Annotated in this window: 22 protein-coding genes; 16 read left to right on the top strand and 6 right to left on the bottom strand. The window is 68.0% G+C overall.

What is annotated here, in order from left to right; genetic code table 11:
- Positions 1 to 294: 294 nt before the first annotated feature.
- The 3 genes from FHJ30_RS16445 to FHJ30_RS16435 all read left to right on the top strand — a co-directional run bounded on the left by FHJ30_RS16445 (position 295) and on the right by FHJ30_RS16435 (position 3,175).
- Entirely contained in the window at positions 295 to 1,638 is a 1,344-nt protein-coding gene (locus FHJ30_RS16445) for a hypothetical protein (protein ID WP_139030335.1), read from the top strand.
- A 68-nt stretch (positions 1,639 to 1,706) separates the two neighbouring features.
- Entirely contained in the window at positions 1,707 to 2,501 is a 795-nt protein-coding gene (nth, locus tag FHJ30_RS16440) for an endonuclease III (protein WP_139030385.1), read from the top strand.
- On the top strand, positions 2,498 to 3,175 hold the full coding sequence (locus tag FHJ30_RS16435) for a CoA pyrophosphatase (protein ID WP_139030334.1): 678 nt from the start codon (positions 2,498 to 2,500) through the stop codon (positions 3,173 to 3,175). Before nth ends, FHJ30_RS16435 begins: the two co-directional genes overlap by 4 nt.
- On the opposite strand, the gene FHJ30_RS16430 is transcribed toward FHJ30_RS16435, so the two are convergent.
- A complete protein-coding gene (locus tag FHJ30_RS16430; RefSeq protein WP_139030333.1) occupies positions 3,172 to 3,369 on the bottom strand; it encodes a DUF1508 domain-containing protein in 198 nt (65 codons plus the stop codon). The two genes, FHJ30_RS16435 and FHJ30_RS16430, sit on opposite strands and share 4 nt — an antisense overlap.
- A 170-nt stretch (positions 3,370 to 3,539) precedes the next feature.
- Positions 3,540 to 5,258, bottom strand: a complete 1,719-nt coding sequence (locus FHJ30_RS16425) for a bifunctional 3'-5' exonuclease/DNA polymerase (RefSeq protein WP_139030384.1) — start codon at positions 5,256 to 5,258, stop codon at positions 3,540 to 3,542.
- 267 nt (positions 5,259 to 5,525) lie between these two features.
- Here FHJ30_RS16425 and ssd point away from each other — a divergent pair, with 267 nt between their 5' ends.
- From ssd to FHJ30_RS16390, 7 genes are all read left to right on the top strand, one after another.
- Positions 5,526 to 6,590, top strand: coding sequence for a septum site-determining protein Ssd (gene ssd / locus FHJ30_RS16420; protein ID WP_240793744.1), 1,065 nt, complete (start codon positions 5,526 to 5,528; stop codon positions 6,588 to 6,590).
- 98 nt (positions 6,591 to 6,688) lie between these two features.
- Positions 6,689 to 7,900, top strand: coding sequence for a TadA family conjugal transfer-associated ATPase (locus FHJ30_RS16415; protein WP_139030383.1), 1,212 nt, complete (start codon positions 6,689 to 6,691; stop codon positions 7,898 to 7,900).
- The gene (locus FHJ30_RS16410; RefSeq protein ID WP_139030331.1) at positions 7,897 to 8,724 is read left to right on the top strand and encodes a hypothetical protein; all 828 of its coding nucleotides are present in this window, start codon (positions 7,897 to 7,899) and stop codon (positions 8,722 to 8,724) included. Before FHJ30_RS16415 ends, FHJ30_RS16410 begins: the two co-directional genes overlap by 4 nt.
- On the top strand, positions 8,721 to 9,329 hold the full coding sequence (locus FHJ30_RS16405; RefSeq protein WP_139030330.1) for a type II secretion system F family protein: 609 nt from the start codon (positions 8,721 to 8,723) through the stop codon (positions 9,327 to 9,329). Before FHJ30_RS16410 ends, FHJ30_RS16405 begins: the two co-directional genes overlap by 4 nt.
- A gap of 165 nt (positions 9,330 to 9,494) precedes the next feature.
- The gene (locus FHJ30_RS16400) at positions 9,495 to 9,809 is read left to right on the top strand and encodes a DUF4244 domain-containing protein (RefSeq protein ID WP_139030329.1); all 315 of its coding nucleotides are present in this window, start codon (positions 9,495 to 9,497) and stop codon (positions 9,807 to 9,809) included.
- Between the two features lie 119 nt (positions 9,810 to 9,928).
- Positions 9,929 to 10,252 (top strand): TadE family type IV pilus minor pilin, encoded by a 324-nt coding sequence (locus FHJ30_RS16395; protein ID WP_228404297.1) that lies wholly within the window; start codon positions 9,929 to 9,931, stop codon positions 10,250 to 10,252.
- An 89-nt stretch (positions 10,253 to 10,341) separates the two neighbouring features.
- Positions 10,342 to 10,704 carry an Rv3654c family TadE-like protein gene (locus FHJ30_RS16390; RefSeq protein ID WP_240793740.1) on the top strand — a complete coding sequence of 121 codons (363 nt, stop codon included), beginning with the start codon at positions 10,342 to 10,344 and terminating at the stop codon, positions 10,702 to 10,704.
- A 30-nt stretch (positions 10,705 to 10,734) separates the two neighbouring features.
- Here the strand turns inward: FHJ30_RS16390 and FHJ30_RS16385 are convergent, their stop codons facing one another.
- Together FHJ30_RS16385 and FHJ30_RS16380 are read right to left on the bottom strand one after the other, a co-directional pair.
- On the bottom strand, positions 10,735 to 13,110 hold the full coding sequence (locus FHJ30_RS16385; RefSeq protein ID WP_139030327.1) for a DEAD/DEAH box helicase: 2,376 nt from the start codon (positions 13,108 to 13,110) through the stop codon (positions 10,735 to 10,737).
- Positions 13,111 to 13,172: 62 nt separating this feature from the next.
- Positions 13,173 to 13,865 (bottom strand): GNAT family N-acetyltransferase, encoded by a 693-nt coding sequence (locus FHJ30_RS16380; protein ID WP_139030326.1) that lies wholly within the window; start codon positions 13,863 to 13,865, stop codon positions 13,173 to 13,175.
- A gap of 151 nt (positions 13,866 to 14,016) precedes the next feature.
- Here FHJ30_RS16380 and FHJ30_RS16375 point away from each other — a divergent pair, with 151 nt between their 5' ends.
- A complete protein-coding gene (locus FHJ30_RS16375) occupies positions 14,017 to 14,910 on the top strand; it encodes a rhodanese-related sulfurtransferase (protein ID WP_139030325.1) in 894 nt (297 codons plus the stop codon).
- On the opposite strand, the gene FHJ30_RS16370 is transcribed toward FHJ30_RS16375, so the two are convergent.
- Together FHJ30_RS16370 and FHJ30_RS16365 are read right to left on the bottom strand one after the other, a co-directional pair.
- Complete coding sequence (locus FHJ30_RS16370) at positions 14,907 to 15,506, bottom strand: hypothetical protein (protein ID WP_240793739.1); 600 nt, start codon at positions 15,504 to 15,506, stop codon at positions 14,907 to 14,909. The genes FHJ30_RS16375 and FHJ30_RS16370 overlap by 4 nt on opposite strands.
- Before the next feature lie 50 nt (positions 15,507 to 15,556).
- Entirely contained in the window at positions 15,557 to 16,033 is a 477-nt protein-coding gene (locus FHJ30_RS16365) for a hypothetical protein (protein ID WP_139030324.1), read from the bottom strand.
- Positions 16,034 to 16,097: 64 nt separating this feature from the next.
- Between FHJ30_RS16365 and FHJ30_RS16360 the strand changes: the two genes are divergently transcribed.
- The 5 genes from FHJ30_RS16360 to proC all read left to right on the top strand — a co-directional run bounded on the left by FHJ30_RS16360 (position 16,098) and on the right by proC (position 23,245).
- Positions 16,098 to 17,747 carry a methyltransferase gene (locus tag FHJ30_RS16360; RefSeq protein ID WP_139030323.1) on the top strand — a complete coding sequence of 550 codons (1,650 nt, stop codon included), beginning with the start codon at positions 16,098 to 16,100 and terminating at the stop codon, positions 17,745 to 17,747.
- 136 nt (positions 17,748 to 17,883) lie between these two features.
- Positions 17,884 to 20,610: a type I DNA topoisomerase gene (gene topA / locus FHJ30_RS16355; protein WP_139030322.1), complete on the top strand. Its 2,727-nt coding sequence runs from the start codon at positions 17,884 to 17,886 to the stop codon at positions 20,608 to 20,610.
- A gap of 65 nt (positions 20,611 to 20,675) precedes the next feature.
- Positions 20,676 to 21,095, top strand: a complete 420-nt coding sequence (locus FHJ30_RS16350; protein ID WP_139030321.1) for an SseB family protein — start codon at positions 20,676 to 20,678, stop codon at positions 21,093 to 21,095.
- A gap of 7 nt (positions 21,096 to 21,102) precedes the next feature.
- Entirely contained in the window at positions 21,103 to 22,092 is a 990-nt protein-coding gene (locus FHJ30_RS16345) for a Ppx/GppA phosphatase family protein (RefSeq protein ID WP_139030320.1), read from the top strand.
- Positions 22,093 to 22,411: 319 nt separating this feature from the next.
- Entirely contained in the window at positions 22,412 to 23,245 is an 834-nt protein-coding gene (gene proC, locus FHJ30_RS16340) for a pyrroline-5-carboxylate reductase (RefSeq protein ID WP_139030319.1), read from the top strand.
- Positions 23,246 to 23,253 lie beyond the last annotated feature (8 nt).

Here is a 23,253-nt window from a genome sequence, read left to right as displayed (position 1 = left end):
CGGAACCAAGCCTAATGCTTGCCCTGCCGCTGATGTGTGCGGTGTCACACGTCAGCCCGTGAACGGCATTTATTAAGCGGTGAATGGTTTGCGGGGCGCCCCCTCCGGCCCGCCGCGGGTGGCGGCCAGCTAGTGATCAGCTGGGCTCTTGACTAGGCTGAGATGGAATTGTGACTTCACTTTGGGCCGCTGTTGCCGGGCACCGCAAGGGCCTGGCAACGCCGGAACCGCTGTTAAGACGGCACGATTTCGGGACCATACAGGCCCCGGTGCCGCCACGCTAAGGAGAGCAGAATGAACCAGCAAGGCTTCGGCCAGAAGACCGGCCCCGACACGGCAGGTTCCGGCCACGGCGCCGGAACCGCCGGTGGGCCAGGGTCCCAGGCCACCGCGGGCGCGGCCTCCACGGCAGGCAAGGCTCCAAACGCCAATGAGGCAGTGCTGGGTCCGTTCACCATCCGGGACCTGGCTGTGTTTGCCGGCACCCTCATCCTTTTCGTCGCCTCCCTGCTGCCGATCTTTGGCGCACGGTACAACCTGTGGAACCTCAACAACCTTTTCTTCCTGGGGCTGGGCATCGTCCTGCCCCTGATCGTGAGCGCCCTCTTTGCCGCCCGCAGGCTGGCCCCGGCCACGAAGCTCCGGATCGGTTCCCTGTCCATTGACCAGTTCGCGTCAGTGGTTGCCTCCTTTGCCGTGGCGTTCTTCTTTATCTCTGTGGCCGGGGCCTACGTGCCGAGCCTCCTGGTGGGCCTGATCGGCTCGCTGGTCCTGTTCGCCGCCACGGTGCTGGGACGCTTCCTGCCGTATGTTTCCGGCGACTTCCAGGGGAGGGCCGAAGTGCCGGCGCACGTGGTTGCCCGTGAAGCGGTTGTTCCCGTCCAGAAGCCCCGCGCCCCCAAGAAGCCGAAGGACGAGTCCGCAGCCGGGCCGAAAGAGTCGAAACTGGGCGCGAAGGTGTTCTCGGGCGGCGGGCTCTTCAGCGGTGCTGGTGCAGGTTCGTCAGCTGTCCGGCCGGGTGCAACCGGCAAAGCCGGTTCACCGGAACAGCACGGATCTCCCGAAACTCACGGGTCACCCGCGCAGCCAGCGTCAGCACGCCCGTCGGGTGCCGCCGCGCAGCCCACTGCAGTCCATGCCCCCGCCACGGCGGCCGTCCCTACCGCAGCTTCGCCCGTTTCCACTGCCCCCGAGGTCTCCGAGTGGACTCCCTCAGGCGACCCGGGCCCGGCAACCCAGCCCGCCGACGTCGTGCGTCCTTCTTCCGCCCCTGCCGCTGAGGAAACCCAGCGGGGCGAAATTCCGGCTGCCGGCGGCGGAAGCTCCGCTGCGCCTGCTCCGGTTCACGACCCCACCGCAGTGCACCCGCAGGTCCGGATCGAGCAGCCCATCGGGGCCACGGTCGATCCGGCCAGCCGTCCCGATGAATCGGAAGAACAGCCCATCCACGAGGCCTTCTGGTTTGCCGTCGCACAGCACCGTACTGCCTATGACCCCCAAACCGGCGCTCCGGCGTTCGTGATTGAACCGGGCGGCTGGGTGCTGGCCCTCGAGGACCGCGGCCACGAGTTCCTGGTGCAGCACACGGACGGGCGCCTTGGTGTCCTGCGGGACCTCAGCAACATCGAGCGCGGCTGACGCCCATGGCCGGGCCCGGAACCGCGAAGGCCGGCGGCGTCAACGCAACCGCACGCCAGTCCGCCGGGATGCCGGTGGTCTCTTCCGAGTCCGTGCTGGCGCTGAAGCGGCGGGCCCGGCGGATTAACAGGGCGTTGGCCGAGAAGTACCCGTACGCCCACGCGGAGCTTGATTTCCGCAACCCGTTCGAACTGCTCGTGGCCACTGTCCTTTCCGCCCAGACCACGGACGTCACCGTCAACCAGGTCACGCGGGTGCTGTTCGCGCGCTACCCGGATGCGCGTGCCATGGCGGAGGCGGATCCTGCGGACCTTGAGGCGATCCTGAAGCCCACGGGGTTCTTCCGGGCCAAGTCCAGGAACGTCATTGCGCTCTGCACCCGCCTGGTGGACGAATACAACGGGGTGGTGCCGGGGCGGCTGGAGGACCTGGTCACCCTGCCTGGCGTGGGTCGCAAAACGGCAAACGTGGTGCTGGGGAACGGCTTCGGCATCCCCGGAATCTCGGTGGACACCCACTTCGCACGACTTGCCAACCGCTTCGGCTGGACGCAGTCCGACGACCCCGTGCAGATCGAACACGATGTGGCCGAGCTGTTCGACCGGAAGGACTGGACCATGCTGTCCCACCGGGTGATCTTCCACGGTCGGCGGGTGTGCCACGCCCGGAAGCCGGCGTGTGGGGCCTGCCCTGTGGCCACGTGGTGCCCCAGCTACGGGCTGGGCGAGACGGATCCCGCGAAGGCGGCGAAGCTGCTGAAGTACGAGCTCGCTCCCGGCAGTGAGGCATTGCTGGAGCAGCTGTTGGCCGAGACCCACCGTGCCGCCGAAATCCGGATGGAATCCCAGAAGCGGGCACCGTGAGCGCACGCGAGGACCTGCTCAAACTGGTGCAGAGGGCGGAAGCCGGTGCCGATGCTGCGCCGGATCCCCTCTGGGCCGCCCTGACAGTGGACAAGTCACGGGCGCGGAGGGCGGCCGTCCTGATGCTCTTCGGGGCACTTGACGACGTCCCCGCCGCGTCCCGCAAGCCGCTGGCGCCGGCCGATCTGGACGTCCTCCTGCTGGAACGCGCCCATACCTTGGGGTCCCATCCCGGGCAGGTGGCGTTCCCCGGCGGCTCCATTGACGCCAGGGAAACGCCGGTCCAGGCGGCATTGCGCGAAGCCGAAGAGGAAACGGGGCTTGATGCGGACGGTGTGGAGGTCCTGGGATCGCTCCAGGAACTGGGCCTTGCCCACAGCAACTTCCTGGTGACCCCGGTCCTGGCCTGGTGGCGTTCGCCGTCGCCCGTCAGGGTGGTGGATTACGCAGAGTCAGCGCAGGTGTTCAGGATCCCCGTCCGGGACCTGCTGGATCCGGACAACCGCGTGATGGCAACAGTCCACCGCGCCGGGCGCAGCTTCGACAGCCCGGCTTTCACCGTGAACGGGGTGGTGGTCTGGGGGTTTACCGGGATCGTCCTGAACGGGCTTTTTGAACAGCTCGGCTGGGCTGTTCCGTGGGACCGGAGCAGGCTCCATCCCATGGGTGCCTAGCTGCAGGCCTGCTGCTGGCGGAGGTCCACCACGATGGCGGTGGCGGCGTTCTCCCGGACCGCCTTGACGCCCTCAAGCAGTGTGCTGATGGACTTGAAGTTCGGTGAGACGGCTACGGTGTTGCCCTCCGCGTCAGTCAGCCGCAGCCGGTACGACTCGTCACCTACTCGATGTATCTCAAACCTGCCCGCCATGTGCCGGGACCTCCCCTGTATGCGTCGTTGCATCAGCTTGTGACCGATCTGCTTCAGTCGCCGTTATGAACAGTAACGCCGGTCGCGGGGGCCGGTCGAGCTACCGCCGGGTAGGTTACTTCGAAGGTCAGGATGCGGCGCGGAACGCCCCAACCGCTGGGCAGGGGCGGCTATTTCGCATGGTCGTAGGAATCAACCACCGCAACGCTGACCGGGAACTCAACGGGGATGCGGCCGAACAGCAGCTCTTTCGCGGCGCGGGCTGCGTCCTCGATGGCTTCCATGCACGCGTCCACCGCCTCCACAGGGGCGTGGACCATCACCTCGTCATGCAGGAAGAAGACAAGCTCAGCGTTAAGGCGACGGTCCTTCCGGAGGGTGCGCAGCCGGCGTCGTAATTCCGCCAGCCAGCACGCCGCCCAGTCCGCGGCGGAGCCCTGGACAACAAAGTTGCGGGTGAAGCGTCCCCGGGAGCGGGCGATCGACTCGGCCCGGCGCTGCTCCTCGGCGGTGGCCGAGCGCTGGCTCTGGAACCACCGCTCGGACGGCGGAGGGCTGCTCCGGCCCAGCCTTGTGGTCACCGTCCCGCCGGACTCGCCCGCACGCGCGGCCTGCTCCACAAAGTCCACGGCCCGCGGATACGTCTTCGCCAGCTGCGGCATCAGGCGGCCGGCCTCGCCGGAGGTTGCGCCGTACATCGCGCCCAGCAGCGCCATCTTCGCCTTTGCCCGGTCCCCGCCGAATCCCTTGGCGGCGATGCCCGCGTAGAGGTCCTGGTCGCGGGCAGCCTCGGCCATGGAGGAGTCCCGGGCCAGGGCCGCCAGGACGCGCGGTTCCAGCTGTGAGGCATCCGCGACGATCAGCTTGTAGCCCGGATCGGCGTGGACAGCGCCGCGGATCTGGCGCGGAATCTGGAGCGCACCGCCGCCCCGGGAGGCCCAGCGGCCGGACACCACGCCGCCCACCACGTATTCGGGCCGGAACCGGCCGCCGGCCACCCAGGCGTCGAGCCAGGACCAGCCGTTGGCCGTGTGCAGGCGCGACAACTGCTTGTACGCCAGCAGCGGCTCGATGGCGGGATGGCTGGATTCCCGCAGCTCCCATTTGCGGGTGCTCTTAACCTCGATCCCGTTGCGGTGCAGTGCCCGCATCAGGTCCTGAGGGGAATCGGGGTTGAGGGTGGGCGAGTTCAGGAGCCCGCGCAGCTCCTGGTTCAGCGCCTCAAGTTTCGCCGGGCGGTGGCCCACGGCCGGGCGCGGGCCAAGGTGCCCGGCGAGGATCTGCTCGTGCAGGTCTTCCCGCCACGGCACACCGGCATGCTGCATTTCGGCGGCGATCATGGCACCGGCGGATTCTGCCGCGAGGAGGAGCTGGAGCCGGTTCCTCAGGTTCTCCGCCTGGCTGACCGAGGCCAGTGCCGTCTGCTGGGCAGCGTATTCGGCTCGCAGCTCTTCGGGGGTACGGCCGGCGACGGGGTCGGTGAAGGGATCCTCGAACAGGGCGCCCTGGTCTGCCGGGGGAGGCGGGGGCTGCAGCGCTTTGGGAGGCAGGAGCGGGTCCTCAACAACCGCCCTGTCCGCGTTCCGGGCGTAGTCCGTGTGGGCGGTGAAGCGGGAAAAGGCCAGGATGTTGGCGCACAGGCTGAGGTCGTGGCACCGCTCCAGCTCGACGCCGGCCGCCAGCAGGGCAGGGTACCAATCCTGGGTGCGGTGCCAGATCCAGCGGGGCGGCTGCCCGTTCGGCCTCCGGTGTTCCAGGTCATGCACGACGGCGGCAAGGTCGCCTGTGCTGATAAGCCTTGGCTCCGGGGTGGACGGCAGGGGGTCTCCCGCCTGGGAGAGTTCCTGCAGGGCGGCGCCATGGGGGTGGGCGGCGAGCAGCAGGTACATGGTCCCCATTCTGCCTTGTTTTCTGGGATGCCGGCTTTGGAGCCGGCGCTTTGGGCGGGTGGCGCGGCCTGCTTTTCCACATAGGGCGCCGCAGCCCTTACCGGCCATCTTTCGGCGGTGGAGAGTGGGTCCATGAGCAGGCATCAGCTGATTCCGTCCCACCCTGAACCTTCCCCTCCCGCTGCCTTTAGCCTTGCAGGAGGGGACGGTCCGCCCACACGCCCAGCCCTGCCGGCAAACGCCGCGGGAGGAGCCCGGGATGCCTGGCTGCCTGACAGCGGCGATGAGGTGTTGCTGGTGACCTCGTCCGCTGTCCTCCGTTCGGAGGTGGAGCGGATCGTTGCAGCGGCGGGAGCACAGCTGCGCACTGCTGCCGACGCCGCTGGGGCAGGCAGGTACTGGGACGGGGCGGCAGCAGTCCTGGTGGGAAGCGACGTCCGCGAACTGCCTCCCCGGCGCCGTGGACCCGCAGTTCTGGTGGGCCTAGATGGTGAAGGGGACAGTCTGTGGCACCTTGCCGCGTTCCTTGGAGCCGAACGCGTGGCTGTGCTGCCGGACGCTGCGGCCTGGCTTGCTGACCATCTCAGCAGGTCCCGTTCGCCCGGCCCGGGCGGCCTCATCCTCGGCGTGACCGGAGGCTGCGGCGGCGCCGGTGCCACGACCGCAGCCATCTGGATTGCCCAGGCCGCGGCCGGGCTGGGGGCCCGGGTGCTCCTGGTGGACGGTGACCCCTGGGGCGGCGGGCTGGAGCTCGCCCTCGCCGCCGAAGAAGACCCCGGCCTGCGCTGGCCCGACCTTTCCGAGGCCAGGGGCAGCATCGATCCCGTCCAGCTCGCGGACTCCCTGCCTGTTGCAGGAGGGTTCTCGTTCCTGTCCTGGCCCGCCAGCCGTGAGCAGCCGATGCCCGTCGCCGCAGCCACCACCGCCGGAGTCCTTGATGCCGCCCGCCGCGGCTATGAGCTGGTGGTGGTGGACATCGGCCGGGGAGCGGAGCCGATCAACACGTTCGCCTGGGACTGCGACCGCATCACCATGGTGGTTCCGGCGCAGCTGAAGGCTGCTGTCGCAGCGGTGCGGCTGCTCCAGGAATTTCCACCGGTGGAGGCTTCCCTCCTTGTCCGTGGCAAGCACGGGGCGGCACTGGATGCTGCCCTCATTGCCGAAGCCATCGGCCTTCCCGTCCAGGGGCGCGTGCCTGAGCTGCGGGGTGTCCCGGCCGCAATGGAGTCAGGCCGCCTCCTTGAGCTGGGCAAACGGCGGAGCGTCAGGCACTTCGCCGCCTCCGTGCTGGATCTGCTGGGAGACGACCTGCCCGCCGGGGACCTCGAGTGAGGCAGCAGCCCGGTTCCGGTTCTGGTTCCGGTCCCGGATCGGGGTCCGGATCGGGTTATGGATCGGGCGAGTGGCGGCGGCGCGACCGCCGCGGGGGGATCCGTGAGGCAGGCACCCGGCCGGGAGGCACCCGTGAGGCAGCCACCCGTGAGGGAGTGGACGTGGGCCTGCTCGAATCGGTGCGCGAGTCCATGATGGCTGACGCGGCAGCCGTGACACCTTCCCGGGTGGCGGCTGCGGTGCAGGCCACCGGCAAACTGCTGGGCACCGCGGGATCCCTCGCCGCCGTGGAACGGATCAGCGCCGAGCTGAACGGGCTGGGCCCTCTCCAAAGCCTCACCCGCGACCCCGCGGTGACGGACATCTTCGTGAACGCCCCGGACTCTGTCTGGGTTGACAGGGGTCGCGGGATAGAGCGCGTGCCGCTGGCCTTCGACCATGAAGCCCAGCTGCGGGCCTTGGCCTGCCGGCTGGTGGCCGCCGGCGGCAGGAGACTGGATGACGGCTCGCCCTGCGTTGATGTGCGGCTGGCCGGCGGTTACCGGGTCCACGCCGTGCTGCCGCCGGTCTCTACGGCGGGAACGCTGCTGAGCATCAGGATCCGGCGGGAACGGGTGTTCACCATGGATGAGCTCCGGGCGGGCGGGATGTTCAGTTCCGGACTGCAGCATGTCCTGGAACGGGTGGTGGAGCGCAGGTTGAGCTTCCTGATCAGCGGTGCCACCGGGTCCGGCAAGACCACCCTGCTTTCCACCCTGCTGGGGCTGTGCTCTCCCTCAGAGCGGTTGGTCTTGATCGAGGATGCGTCCGAACTGAACCCTGTCCACCCGCACGTCGTTTCGCTGGAATCCCGCCACGGAAACCTGGAGGGTGGCGGCGAAGTGGACCTGGGGGATCTTGTCCGGCAGGCCTTGCGGATGCGTCCGGACCGGCTGGTGGTTGGTGAATGCCGGGGCGCCGAAGTGCGGGAGCTGCTGACGGCCATGAACACCGGCCACACCGGCGGGGGTGGGACCATCCATGCCAATACCGCCACCGCTGTTCCGGCCAGGCTCACAGCCCTCGGCGCGTTGGCGGGACTGAGCCCCGACGGCGTACGGCTCCAGGCGGCAAGCGCGCTGGACGTGGTGATCCACGTTGAACGGACGCCCCGGTGCCGGGAAGTAGCGTGCGTGGGTGTGGTGGGAGACGGGCCTGACGGCCTGACGGTTCTGCCTGCCCTGGAAAGCGGTAAAGGCCCGGCAGGCAAAGGCCCGGCGTGGCCGGTCCTGGCGGAACGCCTGGGACTGGGCCGGGGAGAGGTCGAATGATCCTCCTTCTTGTTATGGTCTTGGTGCTGGCCGCGGTGCTGCTGGTCAGGCCGCCGCGTGGCGCTGCTGCCAGGCTGCGCCGTGCAGGGAATACCAGCCGTGCACGGAGCGCCGGACGTGCAGGGAATACCGGCGGTGCAGGAAGCCCCGGTCCGGCACCGGCACGGGCTGCCGTCCGGGCAGGCTTCTTTCTACCGCCCGGGCGCAGTGCGGGGAAGGGAAACAAGCAGTCCGCAGCACCCATGACCGTCGTGGTGCAGCAGCTGGCTGCCCTGCTGAAAGGCGGACGGACGCCGGCCCGGCTCTGGGAGGAGATCTGGTTGGTGTACGGCTCCTCCGGTTCCCACGCGGCCGGCCTCTCAGCGGGCTCCAGTGCCATGCTCGGCTCGGCACGCGCTGCGGCCTCCGGCGGTACTCCGGTCTCGGACGCCATCCGCCGGTCGCTGCCCTCCGCCTTTCCCCGCCGGGACCGGGAATCCCGCATTTGGTCGGAACTTGCGGCCTGCTTTGACATTGCGGAAGCAAGCGGCTGCCCGCTTGCGGACGTGCTCGCCCGGTTCGCCGCGCAGCTCGATGTGGAGGACGACGCCGACGCCGCCCGGCAGACCGCCCTGGCAGGACCCAAAGCCACGGTCAGCCTCCTTACCTGGCTGCCGTTGCTGGGGTTGGGCCTGGGAATGGCGTTGGGCGTGGATCCGCTGGCCATGCTGCTGGGAACGCCATGGGGACTCGCAGCGCTCGCCGCCGGAATTGCCCTGACAGTCGCCGGAAGGCTGTGGTCCGCCAGGCTGGTGGCCGCGGCAGCAGGGGCGGGACTGGCATGACCTGGCCTGCCCCTTCGGCACTCGCCCTCTTCCTTATGCTGGCTGCGGCCGCCGCCCTGGTGTGTGCCGGGAGGGGCAGCCCGGGAAAGAGGCTCCGTTCGGTGTCCGGCAACCCCTCGATGAGGGACGCGCCGGCCGGCTCCGGAGGACCGCTGCCGCGCGGGGCACCGGAGGGCCTGAGGGATACCGCCATGATGCTGGAACTCGTGGCCGCCATGCTGGATGCTGGATCGGGCATCGGCCGTGCACTGGACCTGGTGTCAGCCTCCGCTTCCGCCAGGTACGGCGATGCGCTCAGGCCGGTGGTGGCGGCCCTGGCGATCGGGGCCGACTGGGAAACCGCCTGGCGCAGCAGCGCCGTCCGCCTGCCGGAGGTCCTGGAACTGCGGGATGCGCTGGGGTTCGCGGCCCTGACCGGTGCGCCGTCGTCGGCGATCCTTTACGCCCAAGCTGCCCGGCTCCGCCGCGAGCGGTTCCGGGCGGCAGAAAAACGCGCCGCGTCGCTCGGCGTGAAGCTGGTGGTTCCGCTGGGCCTGTGTTCCCTGCCGGCCTTCATCTGCCTGGGCGTAGTCCCGGTGCTGCTTGCGCTGGTGCCTTCGGGCTAAGGCAGCTTTTGCCTTTTCTTGGCTCTTCTCCTCCACAGCGGGGATCCACACCACTGAACCACCGGCTTTTCCACTTAGGAGTCCGCGGCACTTACCGCTTCCGGCAAGGCCGGGAAGAGTCGAGGCAGCCGGCAACACCACCGGCTCAACGGAAGGAAAAACTACATGTCCACTCATTACCGCCGCCACTACGCCGACGGGTCCGCCGCGCTCGCCGCTGGCCGTTCTGCCGCACGGGAGCACCGAACCAGCACCCTGCCAGCCAACCTGGTGGAACTGTACCCGGGCCTGAAGGCTCCATCCAGCCCCAATCGGGGTACGCGGCTCCTGGGATCGGAGGCGGGAATGGCAACGGCCGAATACGCCATAGCCACTCTCGCTGCCGTGGGCTTTGCGGGGCTGCTGGTCTTCATCCTCCGCAGCGAGGAGGTCCGCGGCTTCCTGCTGACCCTGATCCGCACGGCGCTGGCCCTGCCATGACCGTCGTGCCGGCCGTACTCCCGCCTGTTGGTCCGTGCGCCACCGCGCCGGGCCGCCCGCGGCCCCAAAGATCACGCAGGTTCCCGTTCGGTCCCGGACGGGAGGAGTCGCGCGGTGCCGTGACGGCCGAGTTCGCCGTCACGCTGCCTGCGGTCCTGCTGCTGTTGGCCATGCTGCTCTCAGGTGCCTCCGCCGGGGTCACCCAGTTGCGGCTGGAGGAGGGAGCACGCGCCGGTGCCCGGGCCCTGGCCCGGGGTGATGATTCAGCCACTGTGGAAAAAATCGTCCATACCCTGACGGGCGGGTCCGCGTCGGCGGCGGTATCGGCCGACGGGGAGTGGCTCAACGTCACCGTCAGCGGCCGCGTGGGCGGCCCCCTGGGATCGTCCATCCCCTGGTTGCTCACTGCCAGGGCCTCCACCCGCACCGAGACGGCCGGATGATGCGTGCTGCGCCGTCGGGGTGGGCACCTGGTCGCCGCTCCTACCGGGTGTTGCTCTACTCGCGTCGGGCGGGGCTGGAGGATTCAGGCTTGCATCGGCGGGCCCAGGCCGGCGGCCGGGAGCGCGGTTCCGGGACAGTTTTGGCGTCCGGCCTCGCCCTGGTGGTGATGATGGCCATGGCGCTGATGCTGCTGCTGGCCGAGTCGGCCGTCCTGGCGAGCAGGGCCGCGTCCGCTGCCGACCTCGCGGCGCTTGCGGCGGCCGATGCCCTCCGGGGCGTTACTGACGGGGAACCCTGCACCGTTGCGTCCCAGGTTGCCGCCCGGCATGGGGCCACGGTCCTTGGCTGCGCCGAGGGTGCAGGGCAGACGGTCGAGGTCAGGACGGAATTGGTGGAGCGGACCGTGTTCGGGACAGCAACCGGGCGTTCCCGTGCGGGTCCGCCGCCCTGACCCTCGGTTACTTGCCCTGAGCATGCCCCATCAGCGCTGGGCTTCCATCCTCAGGGAGCTGGCCTCGGTGGCGTCTTTGAGCAGGACGTCGAGGAGGGACACCGCGGCGGCCTTGTCCAGCGGGTTGTTCTTGTTCCCGCATTTCGGTGACTGGACGCAGGACGGGCATCCGGAATCGCACTCGCAGGCCTTGATGGCGTCCCGGGTGGCCGTGAGCCACACCTTCGCCTTGTCGAAACCCCGTTCGGCGAAGCCCGCGCCGCCGGGATGCCCGTCATACACAAAAATGGTGGGCACCCCGGTGTCCGCGTGCAGGGCCGTGGACACGCCGCCGATGTCCCACCGGTCGCTGGACGCTACCAAGGGCAACAGGCCAATGGCCGCGTGCTCCGCGGCATGCAAAGCGCCGGGAAACTGCGCCTCGATCAGCCCCGCCCCGGTGAGGGAGCGGTTGTCCACCACGAACCAGACGGCCTTGGTAAAGAGATCGCGGGCACCCAGTTCCAGCGGTTCCTCGCCAAGGATCTCATTGGAGATCAGGGCCTTGCGCTGGAAGGAGACCACTTGCGTAGTGACCTTGACATCACCGAAGTGCACGGAAACGTCGCCCCATTGCACCGTGCGCTGCGTCTCCAGCACCTCGATCTGCGTGACGTCCCGGGCGGTGGTGTAGTAGTCGGGATTGGCGCGGCGCACCATCACGCAGTGGTCATCTTCATTCAGGTCCTCCACCACATAGCTGTCACCCTGGTGGATGTAAACCGCACCGGTGTGGGCCTGGTAGTGGGTCTGGGGGGAATCCATGGTTCCGAGGAGGGACCCGGTCTCGGCATCCACGATGCTCACCGGCCCGCCGCCGTCGGCCCGCAGGTTCACCATGGCCGCCGCGCTTTGGGAGTGTGTCCAGAACCAGCCCGCGGGCCTCCGGCGCAGGTACCCTTGGGTTACCAGCCGGTCCAGGAGGGACTCCGCCGTGCCGCCGAAGAGTCCGAGCTCGGCAGGACCCAGTGGAAGTTCCGCCGCCGCGGCGCACAGGTGCGGGCCCAGCACATAGGGGTTCGAGGGGTCGAAGACAGTTGCCTCCACGGACACATCGAAAATCGCTTCGGGATGGTTCACCAGGAAGGTGTCCAGGGGATCATCGCTGGCGACAAAGGCGGCGATGGCGTCCTGTCCTGCCCTGCCCGCCCGTCCGATCTGCTGGAACAGGGACGCGCGGGTGCCGGGCCAGCCCGCCACCAGGACCGCATCCAGGCCGGAGATGTCGATCCCCAGTTCCAAAGCGGAAGTGCTCGAAACGCCCAGGAGCCGCCCCGAGCGGAGCGCCTTCTCCACCGCCCGCCGTTCTTCGGGAAGGTACCCGGAACGGTAGGCAGCCACCCGCTCCGGCAGGCTGGGATCCACCTCGTCCAGGAGGCGTTTGGTGATGGAGGAGATCGTCTCCGCCCCTCGCCGGGATTTGATAAAAGCTATGGTGCGCACTTGGGCCGACACCAGGTTCGCCAGCAGGTCTGCGGTTTCAGCCACCGCCGTCCGCCGCTCCTTGGCACCGTTCTCGCCCCGCACTTCGGTCAGGGCGGGTTCCCAGAACGCCACCGTAGTGGCGCCGTGCGGCGAGCCGTCCTTGGAGACGGCCTTCACCGGAGCCCCGATCAGCCGGGCGAAGGAGATTTCGGGGTCAGAGGCGGTGGCAGAGGCCGCGATGAAGACCGGCTCCGGATAGTTCGTGCCCGCACCGTAGTACGCGCAGATCCGGCACAGCCGTCGCATCAGGTTGGCCACGTGGGAACCGAAGACACCCCGGTAGCTGTGGGCCTCGTCAATGATCACGTAGCGCAGGCGGCGGAAGAATCCGGCCCACCAGGCGTGGTTGGGAAGGATCCCGAAGTGCAGCATGTCCGGGTTGGCAAGGATGAAATTGGCGTGGTCCCTGATCCAGCGGCGCGACGCGGGGTCGGTGTCGCCGTCGTACGTTTCCGCCCGCACGGTGGGCAGCTGCAAGGCCCTGATGGCATTGAGCTGGTCCGCGGCGAGGGCCTTGGTGGGGGACAGGTAGAGCGTCACGGCGCCGTCGTCGTGGATCTTCCCGGGCTCGGCCAGCACCCGGAGTTCGGAACGGTGGATGGCATCCAGGGCCGGGAGCTGATAGGCGAGCGACTTTCCCGACGCGGTTCCGGTGGCCACCACAACGTGTTCGCCGGCGTGGGCAATGCCGGCTGCTTCAACCTGGTGCCGGTAGGGCTCCTGGATGCCCAGGGACCCGTACGCCGCAACCAGGTCCGGATGCACCCACGCAGGCCAGGGCTCATGCTCGGCCTCGCGGGCCGGAATAGTGCGGACATGACGCAGCTGCTCCGGATCCGGGCCGCGGCCCAGCAAAGGAATCAGGGAGTCATGGGGGTTCACCCCAACATTGTTTCACCCGGCGGGGCCTTGAAGGCCCCGGTTCGCCACAGGGGTAAACAGGCTCAGCTCAGGGAGAGGTCGGAGCCGTCGTGGGAAGCGGACAGCATGAGGACCCGGGACACGGTGGTCCAGCCGAGGTGGGAATAGAGCTTTTGGCCGTCCGCGGAGGCCAGCAGAAGCCCTTCCTGCACGTCGTGCTCGAAGGCCTTGGCTGCCAGGGCCCGCATGATGAAGCTGCCCAGGCCCCGGCGCTGGAAAGCCGGTTCCGTGATGATCTTGTCGAACACTGCAGTGTCGCCCACCACAAAAACCCGTCCGCTGGCGGCCAGGGTGTCGCCGGAACGGACCTCTGCGTAGTGGACCCCGTTCTGCGCGGACGTGGTCCAGGTCAGTTCGTCGTCGGAGAGCCAGGGATCCTCGGCGTCCTGGGTCTCCATGTCCACGATCATCATCGCCTGCGAGTCGGAGGTGACATTGAGCCCGTGCCTTGCGGCGAGGGCGGAATAGCGGGCTGTGTCGTTGGTGAGGATGGTGAGGACCCTGGCCGGAACTTCCGCGGTCCTGGCAGCCAGGGCCGCGAACTCATCGTCCGTGGGCTCGGACGCGAAGAATTCCCACTCGCCGCTGGTGTCAGCACGAAGCACGGCGGGAAAGCGTCCCTCGGTGGATGTCCTGTAGCCGCGGCAACCTGCCCAGCCTGCCACCCACACCTCAAGAAGGCCAGTGATGTCTTCAACCATGGTTTCCGGGGTCATGGGATGAGACTATTCCAGCCCGATCTTAAGCAACAGGGGGTGGCACAGAGCTTATGCAATCGTGATGCGCCGAAACCGCCAGGAACCGTCCCGGACGCTGGAGCGGACCCACAGGCACCTGCCCGCGGACCGTGCCGGTACCCTTAAATACGTGGCTTTGAACCGAATCGTGCTTTTTTACGGCTTTACCCCGATAGCGGACCCGGAGGCGGTACGCCTCTGGCAGCGCGCGCTGTGCGAGAAGCTCGGCCTGACCGGACGCATCCTGATCTCCAAGGACGGCATCAACGCGACGGTGGGCGGGGAGATCGGCGCCGTGAAGCAGTACGTGAAGACCACCCGGGAGTACAAGGGCTTCCGCGGCATCGACGTGAAATGGTCCGACGGCGGCGCGGAGGACTTTCCCCGGCTCAGCGTCAAGGTCCGGGACGAGATTGTCTCCTTCGGCGCGCCCGGGGAACTCACGGTGGATGGGAACGGCGTGGTGGGCGGCGGCATCCACCTGAAGCCCGAGGAACTGCACAAGCTGGTGGACAGCAAGAAGGAGGCCGGGGAGGACGTGGTCTTCTTCGACGGCCGGAATGCCTTCGAAGCCCAGATCGGCCGCTTCAAGGACGCGATCGTCCCCGACGTCGCCACCACCCACGACTTCATCACGGAGCTGGAGTCCGGCAAGTATGACGACCTCAAGGACAAGCCCGTAGTCACCTACTGCACCGGCGGTATCCGCTGCGAGGTGCTCTCCAGCCTCATGGTGAACCGGGGCTTCAAGGAGGTCTACCAGCTGGACGGCGGCATCGTCCGCTACGGCGAGGCCTTCAAGGACCAAGGACTCTGGGAAGGCTCGCTCTACGTCTTCGACAAGCGCATGCACCTCGAGTTCAGCGAAGAAGCCAAGACCATCGGCAAGTGCACGCGCTGCGCAGCGCCCACCAGCAAGTTCGAGAACTGCTCAAACCCGAGTTGCCGCACCCTCACCCTGTACTGTGCCGACTGCGCGTCAAGCCCGGAGACCCTGCGCTGCCCCGAGGGGTGCGCAGCCTAGGGAACAGGATCTGAGAGAAGCCGCAGCCGGTAGGCGTAGTTCGCGCCCGTCCTGGCTTCCACCCGGATGGTGAGGGCTGTTTCCGAGGAAAGGTAAATGACGTTTTCCCGGTTGATCCCGCACCGAAGCCCCAGGTCCACCAGCGTAAGTGACTCGCTGCGGACAGTGAAGGTCACGCGCCGCTGGCTGCGGCACGCCAGGGCCAGGGCATACGTGCCGGTCCCCAGGACGGGCGTCGACTCGGTCCGAACCTCCCCGGCTGCAATGAGCCCCGACCTGGCGTGGGCCACCGGTTGTCCCGTGTCCGGCAGTGTCCGGGCCACCCACGAACCAAGTTCAGCCTCGCTGACGGGGTCGTTCTGCAGCGGGTCGCGCGTGAACACCGGCCCTGGGAGCCGCGTTGCCTCTGCCTCGACGGGCCCGGGCAGGTTCCGGCCGTCGTCGTACGTATATTCGCACCCTCCGAGCACCATCGAGGCGGCCAGCGCAGCAATGACGACGGCGGCGCGTGGCTTCCGGGCCGGCGGTACCGGGGGTGTGCGAACGTGGGGCGTCCGCACGGTACAAGGCGCGGAGGCGATCCGCACGCTGGGCATAGTCAGACTGTATGCCCGCCGCCGCCGGCGGGCCAGAGCCGAAAGTACCGTTATCCGGCGGGATCCAGCCGGTACGCGTAGATGAGGGGCGCGTCCACGCTCGAAGCGCTGATTTCCAGTTTGCCGGCCTGGGGCAGCGCGATTTTGGTTGTCTCTCGGCTGCCATTGCACGCGGCTCCCGCGTCCGCCAGCATTGCCCCATTAAGCGACACGGCGAAGAACGCCTTTCCGCCGCCATCGCACGTCGCAGTCAGGACGTAGCGTCCTGCTGGAACATCCGCGGCTTCCTTAACAATGCGGTTCCGGTTGAGGATCTTGCCGGCGTCCTCGACGACGGCGCCCGGCGCAGAGGGCAGCGCGGTTGCCTGCCACTGTGGAACGTCCGCGTTCTCGACCGACACCACCGGGGAGCAGCCGGCCAGGGCAAGGGCGGCCGCGCCTGCCACTACTCCGGACCACGGGAAAAGGCGGGCGCGCCCCGGACGCTGCAGCCGGGCGCGCAAAAGGACGGCAAAACGGGAAGGCATGGCTCCACGCTACCCCGTCTACGCCGCCGCAAGGCCCCGCAGCCCGCCGGACTAAACTTGAGCGGTGCCTGAATCCCCATACGAGTTCACCGCCGGCAACACACCGGACGCGCCCCGCAGCGACCAGCCGGAGCTCCTCGCGGCCCTCGCCGCAGACCTGCGCAAGCTGGACTACACGCCCGACGGTGTCGCCCGGCTCCTGGGCCCCGCCGCCTCCGCTGCCCTGGACCGGGACCAGACCATCCCCGCCCTGCTCGCCGCCGACCGGGCCGTGCGGCAGGACGAAGGAAACAAGGCGCTCGCCGCCGTCGTCCGCCTCTGGCTCCTCGCCGAGCCGCAGGCGGTGGAAACGCTCGACCCCGCCCTCCCGGGCATCCGTGCTGAAGGCCTGCTCACGCTGGGGCTGGTGGAGCCCGTTCCCGGCCCGGGGCTGCTGGCAGCGAAGGTGGACCTGCGGCCCTACGGCTGGGACGGCACCCCGGGGGACGCCACGAACGGCAGCGGGGGCGCGGAACTCTGGGTGGCGAGCGACCTGGCGGCCCACCAGCAGGAAGGGGTGCTCCGGCACGACCACGTCCTGGGCATCGGCCATGCGTCCACCACCTTGGTGCAGACCACCGTCCGCCGCCGCACTGACCGGGCGTTGGACCTCGGCACGGGCTGCGGCATCCAGGCGTTCCACCTGCTCCAGCACTGCCGGCACGTCACCGCAACGGACATCTCCGAACGCGCCCTGGCCTTCACCCGCTTCAACATCCTCCTTAATGCCGAGGCGCTTTCTGTTGATCCGGCGCGGCTTGGGGACCGGGTGAGCCTACGCCTCGGATCGCTCCTGGACCCTGTGGCGGGGGAGGAGTTCGGGCTGGTGGTGTCCAATCCTCCGTTCGTGATCACCCCCCGCAGCGCAGGCGAGGACGCGGCAGGACAGTTCACCTACCGCGACGGCGGCCTGCCGGGCGATGAGATTGTCTCCTCGCTCGTCAAGGCACTGCCGTCCGTCCTCGCGCCTGCCGGAACAGCCCAGCTTCTAGGCAACTGGGAGGTCATTGCGGGAACGTCATGGCAGGAACGGCCGCAAAGCTGGGCCGGTCCGGGCATTGACGCCTGGTTCATCCAGCGCGAGCAGGTGGGGCCGGAACAGTACGCGGAAACATGGCTCCGGGACGCCTCCGAGGGCCGGGACCGGCAGCACTATCGGGAGGCTTACGCGGCCTATCTTGCAGACTTCGAGTCCAGGAACGTGGAAGGCATCGGCTTCGGCATGGTCTGGCTGCGCCGCCCGGTTGAACCCGGGCAGGCCGCCATCAGCCGGTTTGAGGAAATCACTTACCCCATCGAGCAGCCGATCGGACCCCACCTGGGGGCCGCCGTCGAACGTGCTGACTGGCTGGCCGCGCACGCGCTGGAGGACGCGCACCTGCTGGTGGCAGAGGACGTCACGGAGGAGCGCCACCAGCGGCCGGGCGCCGAACACCCCGGTGTGATCCTGCTGCGCCAGGGCGCAGGGCTGCGCCGGACCAACCTGCTCAGCACTGAGCTCGCCGGCTTTGTTTCAGCCTGCGACGGCGACCTGACGGCGGGGCAGATCACCGGCGCCCTGGAGGCGCTGCTGGGCGGCGGGGACGGGTTCGACGCCGCCTCCTTCCGGGCCGGGCTGCTCACCGAGGTGGCCAACCTGGTGCGGGACGGCTTCCTGATCCCGGCAGCGGAATAGGGCGGGGATCCGGGCGCTGAAGGCCGTCCGGCCAATCCCCCTCTTTTCAACATGGATGCGCACATTTCTGCAAAATATGGTGAACTAGGCCAGTATGGGCGCATCTGCCCGAGCAACCTTTTTCTGTAGGAGCACCGTGCCAAGCAAGGCCAAAACCGGCAAGAAACTCGTGATTGTGGAGTCTCCGGCCAAGAGCAAGACCATCGCCAAGTACCTCGGCGAGGGCTTCATCGTAGAGGCCTCCATTGGTCACATCCGCGACCTTCCCCAGCCGTCCGAACTCCCCGCTGAGCTGAAGAAGACCTCGGTAGGCAAGTTCGCCGTCGACATTGACCACGACTTCAAGCCGTACTACGTGGTGTCCCCGGACAAAAAGAAAAAGGTGACTGAGCTCAAGGCCGCGCTCAAGGACGCCGACGAACTTTACCTCGCAACCGATGGGGACCGCGAGGGCGAAGCCATCGCGTGGCACCTGCTCGAAGTGCTCAAGCCCAAGGTCCCCGTGTACCGGATGACGTTCGGCGAAATCACCAAGGAAGCCATCCAGCGCGCCATGGGCAACCTGCGCGACGTCGATTCCGCCCTCGTGGATGCCCAGGAGACCCGCCGCGTCCTGGACCGTCTCTACGGCTACGAAATTTCCCCGGTCCTGTGGCGCAAGGTGGCCCGCGGCCTGTCCGCCGGCCGCGTGCAGTCCGTGGTGACCCGCATGGTGGTGGACCGGGAGCGCGAGCGGATGGCGTTCAAGGCCGCCTCGTACTGGGACCTCACCGGCCAGTTCGGCGCAGACGCCGGGTCCTTCAAAGCCAAGCTGGCCGCCGTGGACGGCGCCAAGGTGGCCAGCGGGCGGGACTTCAACGACGACGGCGTCCTCACCTCGAAGAACGTCGCGCACCTCAACGAGGAGCTGGCAACCTCCCTTGCAGCAGGGCTGCAGGACGCCGAGTTCCGCGTCCGGTCCGTTGATACGAAGCCGTACACCCGCCGTCCCGCCGCGCCGTTCACCACTTCCACCCTGCAGCAGGAAGCGGGCCGCAAGCTGCGCTTCTCCTCCAAGAGCACCATGCAGGTGGCCCAGCGGCTGTACGAAAACGGCTACATCACCTATATGCGTACGGACTCATCGGCCCTGAGTGATGAAGCTGTCACGGCCGCCCGCCGCCAGGCTTCGGAGCTGTACGGTCCCGAATACATCCCGCAGTCCCCGCGCGTGTACACCGGCAAGGCAGCGAACGCGCAGGAAGCACACGAGGCCATCCGTCCCGCCGGCGACTCCTTCCGCACCCCGGCCCAGGTGGCCAAGCAGCTCTCCGGCGACGAATTCCGGCTCTACGAACTGATCTGGAAGCGCACCGTCGCTTCCCAGATGGCTGACGCCAAGGGCTCGACGGCGACCATCCGCCTGGGTGCCGTCGCTGCGGACGGGCGTGACGCTGAGTTCTCCGCGTCCGGCACCGTGATCACGTTCCCCGGCTTCCTTGCCGCCTATGAGGAAGGCAAGGACGAGACCCGCGGCGACGACGATTCCGACGAAGCCCGCCGCCTCCCCAACGTGGCCAAGGGTGATTCGCTGGCCGCATCCGAGATCGTGGCGGTTGGCCACGAAACCTCGCCGCCGCCGCGCTACACCGAAGCATCGCTGACCGCGGAGCTGGAGAAGAAGGGCATCGGACGCCCGTCCACCTACGCCTCCACCATCTCCACCATCCAGGACCGCGGCTACGTCCGGAAGCAGGGCTCGGCCCTGGTGCCCAGCTGGATCGCCTTCTCGGTGATCCGCCTGCTGGAGCAGCATTTCAGCGACTACGTGGACTACGAGTTCACCGCGGACATGGAAGGCGACCTGGACAAGATCGCCAACGGGCAGGCCGTGGGCGCTTCCTGGCTGCGGCACTTCTACTTTGGTGAAGATTCCGATCCGGGCCTGCTGAGCATCGTGAACAACCTCGGCGAAATCGACGCGCGGGAAATCAACTCCATCCCCATCACGGACCAGATCACGCTCCGGGTGGGCAAGTTCGGCCCGTACCTCGAAAGCTCCGCAGCCACGGTTGACCCGAAGACCGGCGAGATCGTGGAGTCGGCCCGCGCCAACGTGCCCGAGGACCTCGCGCCGGACGAGCTGACCGCCGCCAAGGCCATTGAGCTGATGGAGACCGCCGCCCCTGAGGAACGCGTGCTGGGCACGGACCCGCACACCGGGCACACCGTCGTCGCAAAGAACGGCCGCTACGGCGCATACGTCACCGAGGTCATCCCCGAGATGACCGAGGAACAGATCGCCGCCCAGCCGGTGGAGTACTACAAGAACGGCAAGCCCAAGCCGCCCAAGAAGCCGGTCAAGGCCAAGCCCCGCACAGGCTCGCTGTTCAAGTCCATGACCGTCGAGTCGGTGACCCTGGACGAGGCGCTGCAGCTGATGAGCCTGCCCCGGGTCCTGGGCGAGGACGCCGAAGGCAACCTCATCACGGTGCAGAACGGCCGGTTCGGGCCCTACCTGAAGAAGGGGACGGATTCCCGGTCCATCGGCTCGGAGGAGGAGATCTTCACCATCACGCTGGAGCAGGCGCTGGAGATCTACTCCCAGCCGAAGCAGCGCGGTGCCCGTGCCGCCGTCCCACCGCTGGCGGAGTTCGGCCCGGATCCGGTGTCGGAGAAGAACATCGTGGTGAAGGAAGGCCGCTTCGGCCCCTACATCACGGACGGGATTACCAACATCACCGTGCCCCGCGCTACCTCCCTGGAGGAGCTGACCCGCGAACAGGCCGTGGAACTGCTGGCGGAGAAGCGTGCCAAGGGTCCGGTGAAGCGCACTGCCGCCCGCAAGGCGCCGGCCAAGAAGAAGGCAACGGCGAAGAAATAGCGCAGGTGGCCCGCACGCCAGCACATATGTTTGCATGCGGCATCGGATCGTGATCGGGTAGGGGGATGACTGAACAGCCCGGAATTGATGACACTACGCCCCTGAACGACCTCGAGGAGAAGCTCGCCAAGGGCGGAGAGCCTGATGCGAGCCCCGTGGACGTCATCCTGTCCTTCCTGAACAGCGAGGTCTACATCATCAGTTCGGACGGCATCGAGGGCGAGGACTCCCAGGTGGAACCGCTGGTCCTGGGCAATGCCGACGGCGACCCCGTCCTTGCCGTCTTCTCGCACCCCAGCCGCGTGGACCAGCAGTACCTCGAAGCGGCGCCGAACGTGCTTGGCACCCAGGGCGCAGCCATCATCGCGAACATCGGCGACGAGCTTGGCATGGTCATCAACCCGGGCGCGGCGTACGGGTTCGAGATCAACCCCGAGGGTGTGGCCAACATCAAGCGCGACTTCAAGCGGGCCGACGAGCAATAATGGCACCATGCGGCTAGGCGTCCTCGATATCGGGTCAAACACTGTCCATCTCCTCCTGGTGGATGCGCACCCCGGCGCGCGGCCAGTGCCGTTTGCCTCGCACAAGCGCCCCCTGTCCCTGGTCCAGTATCTGGAACCCGACGGCAGCATCAGCGATGCCGGCCAGCACGAGCTCACCGATTTCGTGCTGGAAGCCTGGGAGTTTGCCGCCAGGCATAAGGCCGAGGACCTCCTGGCCTTCTGTACGTCGGCCATCCGCGAGGCCACCAACGGCCCTGAGGTCCTGGCGCGCGTCAAGCACGAAACCACCGTCACGCTGCAGGAGCTCACCGGCAGCGAAGAAGCGTCAATGACCTTTTTCGCCGTCAGGCGCTGGCACGGCTGGGGCGCGGGGCCCATCCTCAACCTGGACATCGGCGGCGGCTCCTTCGAGATGGCCTTCGGCCAGGACGAGCTTCCGGAAGTCGCCACCTCCGTGCCGCTGGGTGCCAGCAGGCTCACCCGGGACTGGCTGTCCGAGGACCCGCCGACGGCCAAGAGCGTCAAGGAACTGCGGCGGTACATCCAGGCCACCCTCAAGCCCGCCGTGCGGGAATTCGACGGGCTGGGCCGTGCCAACGTTGTGGCGGGAACATCCAAGACTTTCCGCTCCCTTGCCCGGATCGCCGGCGCGGCCCCGAGCGCGGCCGGCCCGTACGTCAAGCGGGAGCTCCATGCAACGGACCTTGGAGTATGGGCGCAGCGCATCTCGGCGATGAAGGCCGAGGACCGCCTGCACCTGCCGGGGGTTTCCGAGGCACGTGCCCACCAGCTGCTGGCCGGCGCACTGGTTGCCGAGGCCGCGCTGGAGCTCTTCAAGTTCAAGAAACTCCGGATCTGCCCCTGGGCCCTGCGTGAGGGCCTGATTCTGCGCAGGCTGGACCAGCTGGTGTTTTCCGGGCCGCTGGAGCCCGCCCCCCATGTGGCGGCGCCGCAGGTCGTGGAAGCCCCGGCGTAGCGCGCTGCGGACCGCGGGCCCATGGCGGACGTCAAATCCCGGCAGGCCGTTAAAGGCGGAAGCACCGGGGTCCGCAACAGGAAAATGGGGGAAAACCTGTTGCCGACCACCGGTGCCCTGGCAGGAATCCCCATCCCTGCCGCATCACTCGCACCCTCAATGAGGTAGTTACTACGTTAGGAGCCCAACTTGTGAGGCACCTGCGCCTTACATGTGAGCCAGCTGTGAGTGTTTTTTAGTGAGTTCCCCGAAGAAAAGGATGTCCACCTCCTGGTCATCAAGTTCGGCACCGGCAGGGCCCAACTGTAATGATGGAGCCATGAGCAACCGAATCGCCTTCCTGGGCTGTGGATCCATGAACGAAGCAATTCTGAGTGGCCTGCTGGAAGCGGGGACGGACCCGGCGGACGTCGTCGCCACGGTCCGGCGTGCCGAGCGCGCCGCGGAACTCGCCGAGCGGCACCACGGGGTGACCGCGATCGCCGGTGAGGAGGAGCCGGACAACAACAAACAGGCAACCAAGGGATCCGGCGTCGTCATCCTTGGCGTCAAGCCTGTCGGCATCATTGAACTTGCCCGTGAGATCAGCCGCTCCCTCTCGCCGACCGCCGTCGTGGTCAGCGTGGCTGCCGCGGTGTCCATCGCCCAGCTCGAGGCCGCCCTGCCGCCGGGGCAGCCGGTAGTCCGCGCCATGCCCAATACTCCCGCGAAGCTGGGCCGCGGCGTGGTGTCCGTGTCGCCGGGGACGAACTGCACGCCCGAGCAGCTTCAAAGGGTCAAGGACGTCCTGCAGGGTGCGGGAACGGTGGTGGAGGTCCCCGAGGAGCAGGTGGACGCCGTCTCGGCCATCAGCGGCTCTGGACCCGCCTACGCGTTCTATCTGGCGGAAGCGATGGCGGCAGCCGGCCGGGAATTGGGCCTGGATGCCGAACTGTCCCTTCTCCTGGCCAGGGAAACCGTGGCCGGAGCCGGCTATATGCTGGCCGAGCCCGGTGCGGATCCATCAGCGCTGCGCAGGGCCGTGACCAGCCCGAACGGCACCACCGAACGGGCCATCGCCACCTTTGACGAGCGGGGCCTTCCCGCCATCATTGTGGCCGGGGCCCGCGCGGCTACGGAGCGGGCAGCCGAAATCACCAAGCAGCTCGGCTAATCCCCAGG

It is taken from the genome of Arthrobacter sp. BB-1, from assembly GCF_006151685.1.
Classification (GTDB): Bacteria; Actinomycetota; Actinomycetes; order Actinomycetales; family Micrococcaceae; genus Arthrobacter.
This window is presented reverse-complemented; position numbering and strand designations above follow the sequence as displayed.

What these genes read in the sequence shown, in the direction of transcription:
- FHJ30_RS16445 (WP_139030335.1), top strand. Translation starts at nt 295, where the DNA reads ATGAACCAGCAAGGCTTCGGCCAGAAGACCGGCCCCGACACGGCAGGT.
- nth (WP_139030385.1), top strand. Translation starts at nt 1,707, where the DNA reads ATGCCGGTGGTCTCTTCCGAGTCCGTGCTGGCGCTGAAGCGGCGGGCC.
- FHJ30_RS16430 (WP_139030333.1), bottom strand. Translation starts at nt 3,369, where the DNA reads ATGGCGGGCAGGTTTGAGATACATCGAGTAGGTGACGAGTCGTACCGG.
- FHJ30_RS16425 (WP_139030384.1), bottom strand. Translation starts at nt 5,258, where the DNA reads ATGTACCTGCTGCTCGCCGCCCACCCCCATGGCGCCGCCCTGCAGGAA.
- FHJ30_RS16410 (WP_139030331.1), top strand. Translation starts at nt 7,897, where the DNA reads ATGATCCTCCTTCTTGTTATGGTCTTGGTGCTGGCCGCGGTGCTGCTG.
- FHJ30_RS16405 (WP_139030330.1), top strand. Translation starts at nt 8,721, where the DNA reads ATGACCTGGCCTGCCCCTTCGGCACTCGCCCTCTTCCTTATGCTGGCT.
- FHJ30_RS16400 (WP_139030329.1), top strand. Translation starts at nt 9,495, where the DNA reads ATGTCCACTCATTACCGCCGCCACTACGCCGACGGGTCCGCCGCGCTC.
- FHJ30_RS16380 (WP_139030326.1), bottom strand. Translation starts at nt 13,865, where the DNA reads ATGACCCCGGAAACCATGGTTGAAGACATCACTGGCCTTCTTGAGGTG.
- FHJ30_RS16370 (WP_240793739.1), bottom strand. Translation starts at nt 15,506, where the DNA reads ATGCCCAGCGTGCGGATCGCCTCCGCGCCTTGTACCGTGCGGACGCCC.
- FHJ30_RS16365 (WP_139030324.1), bottom strand. Translation starts at nt 16,033, where the DNA reads ATGCCTTCCCGTTTTGCCGTCCTTTTGCGCGCCCGGCTGCAGCGTCCG.
- FHJ30_RS16350 (WP_139030321.1), top strand. Translation starts at nt 20,676, where the DNA reads ATGACTGAACAGCCCGGAATTGATGACACTACGCCCCTGAACGACCTC.
- FHJ30_RS16345 (WP_139030320.1), top strand. Translation starts at nt 21,103, where the DNA reads ATGCGGCTAGGCGTCCTCGATATCGGGTCAAACACTGTCCATCTCCTC.
- proC (WP_139030319.1), top strand. Translation starts at nt 22,412, where the DNA reads ATGAGCAACCGAATCGCCTTCCTGGGCTGTGGATCCATGAACGAAGCA.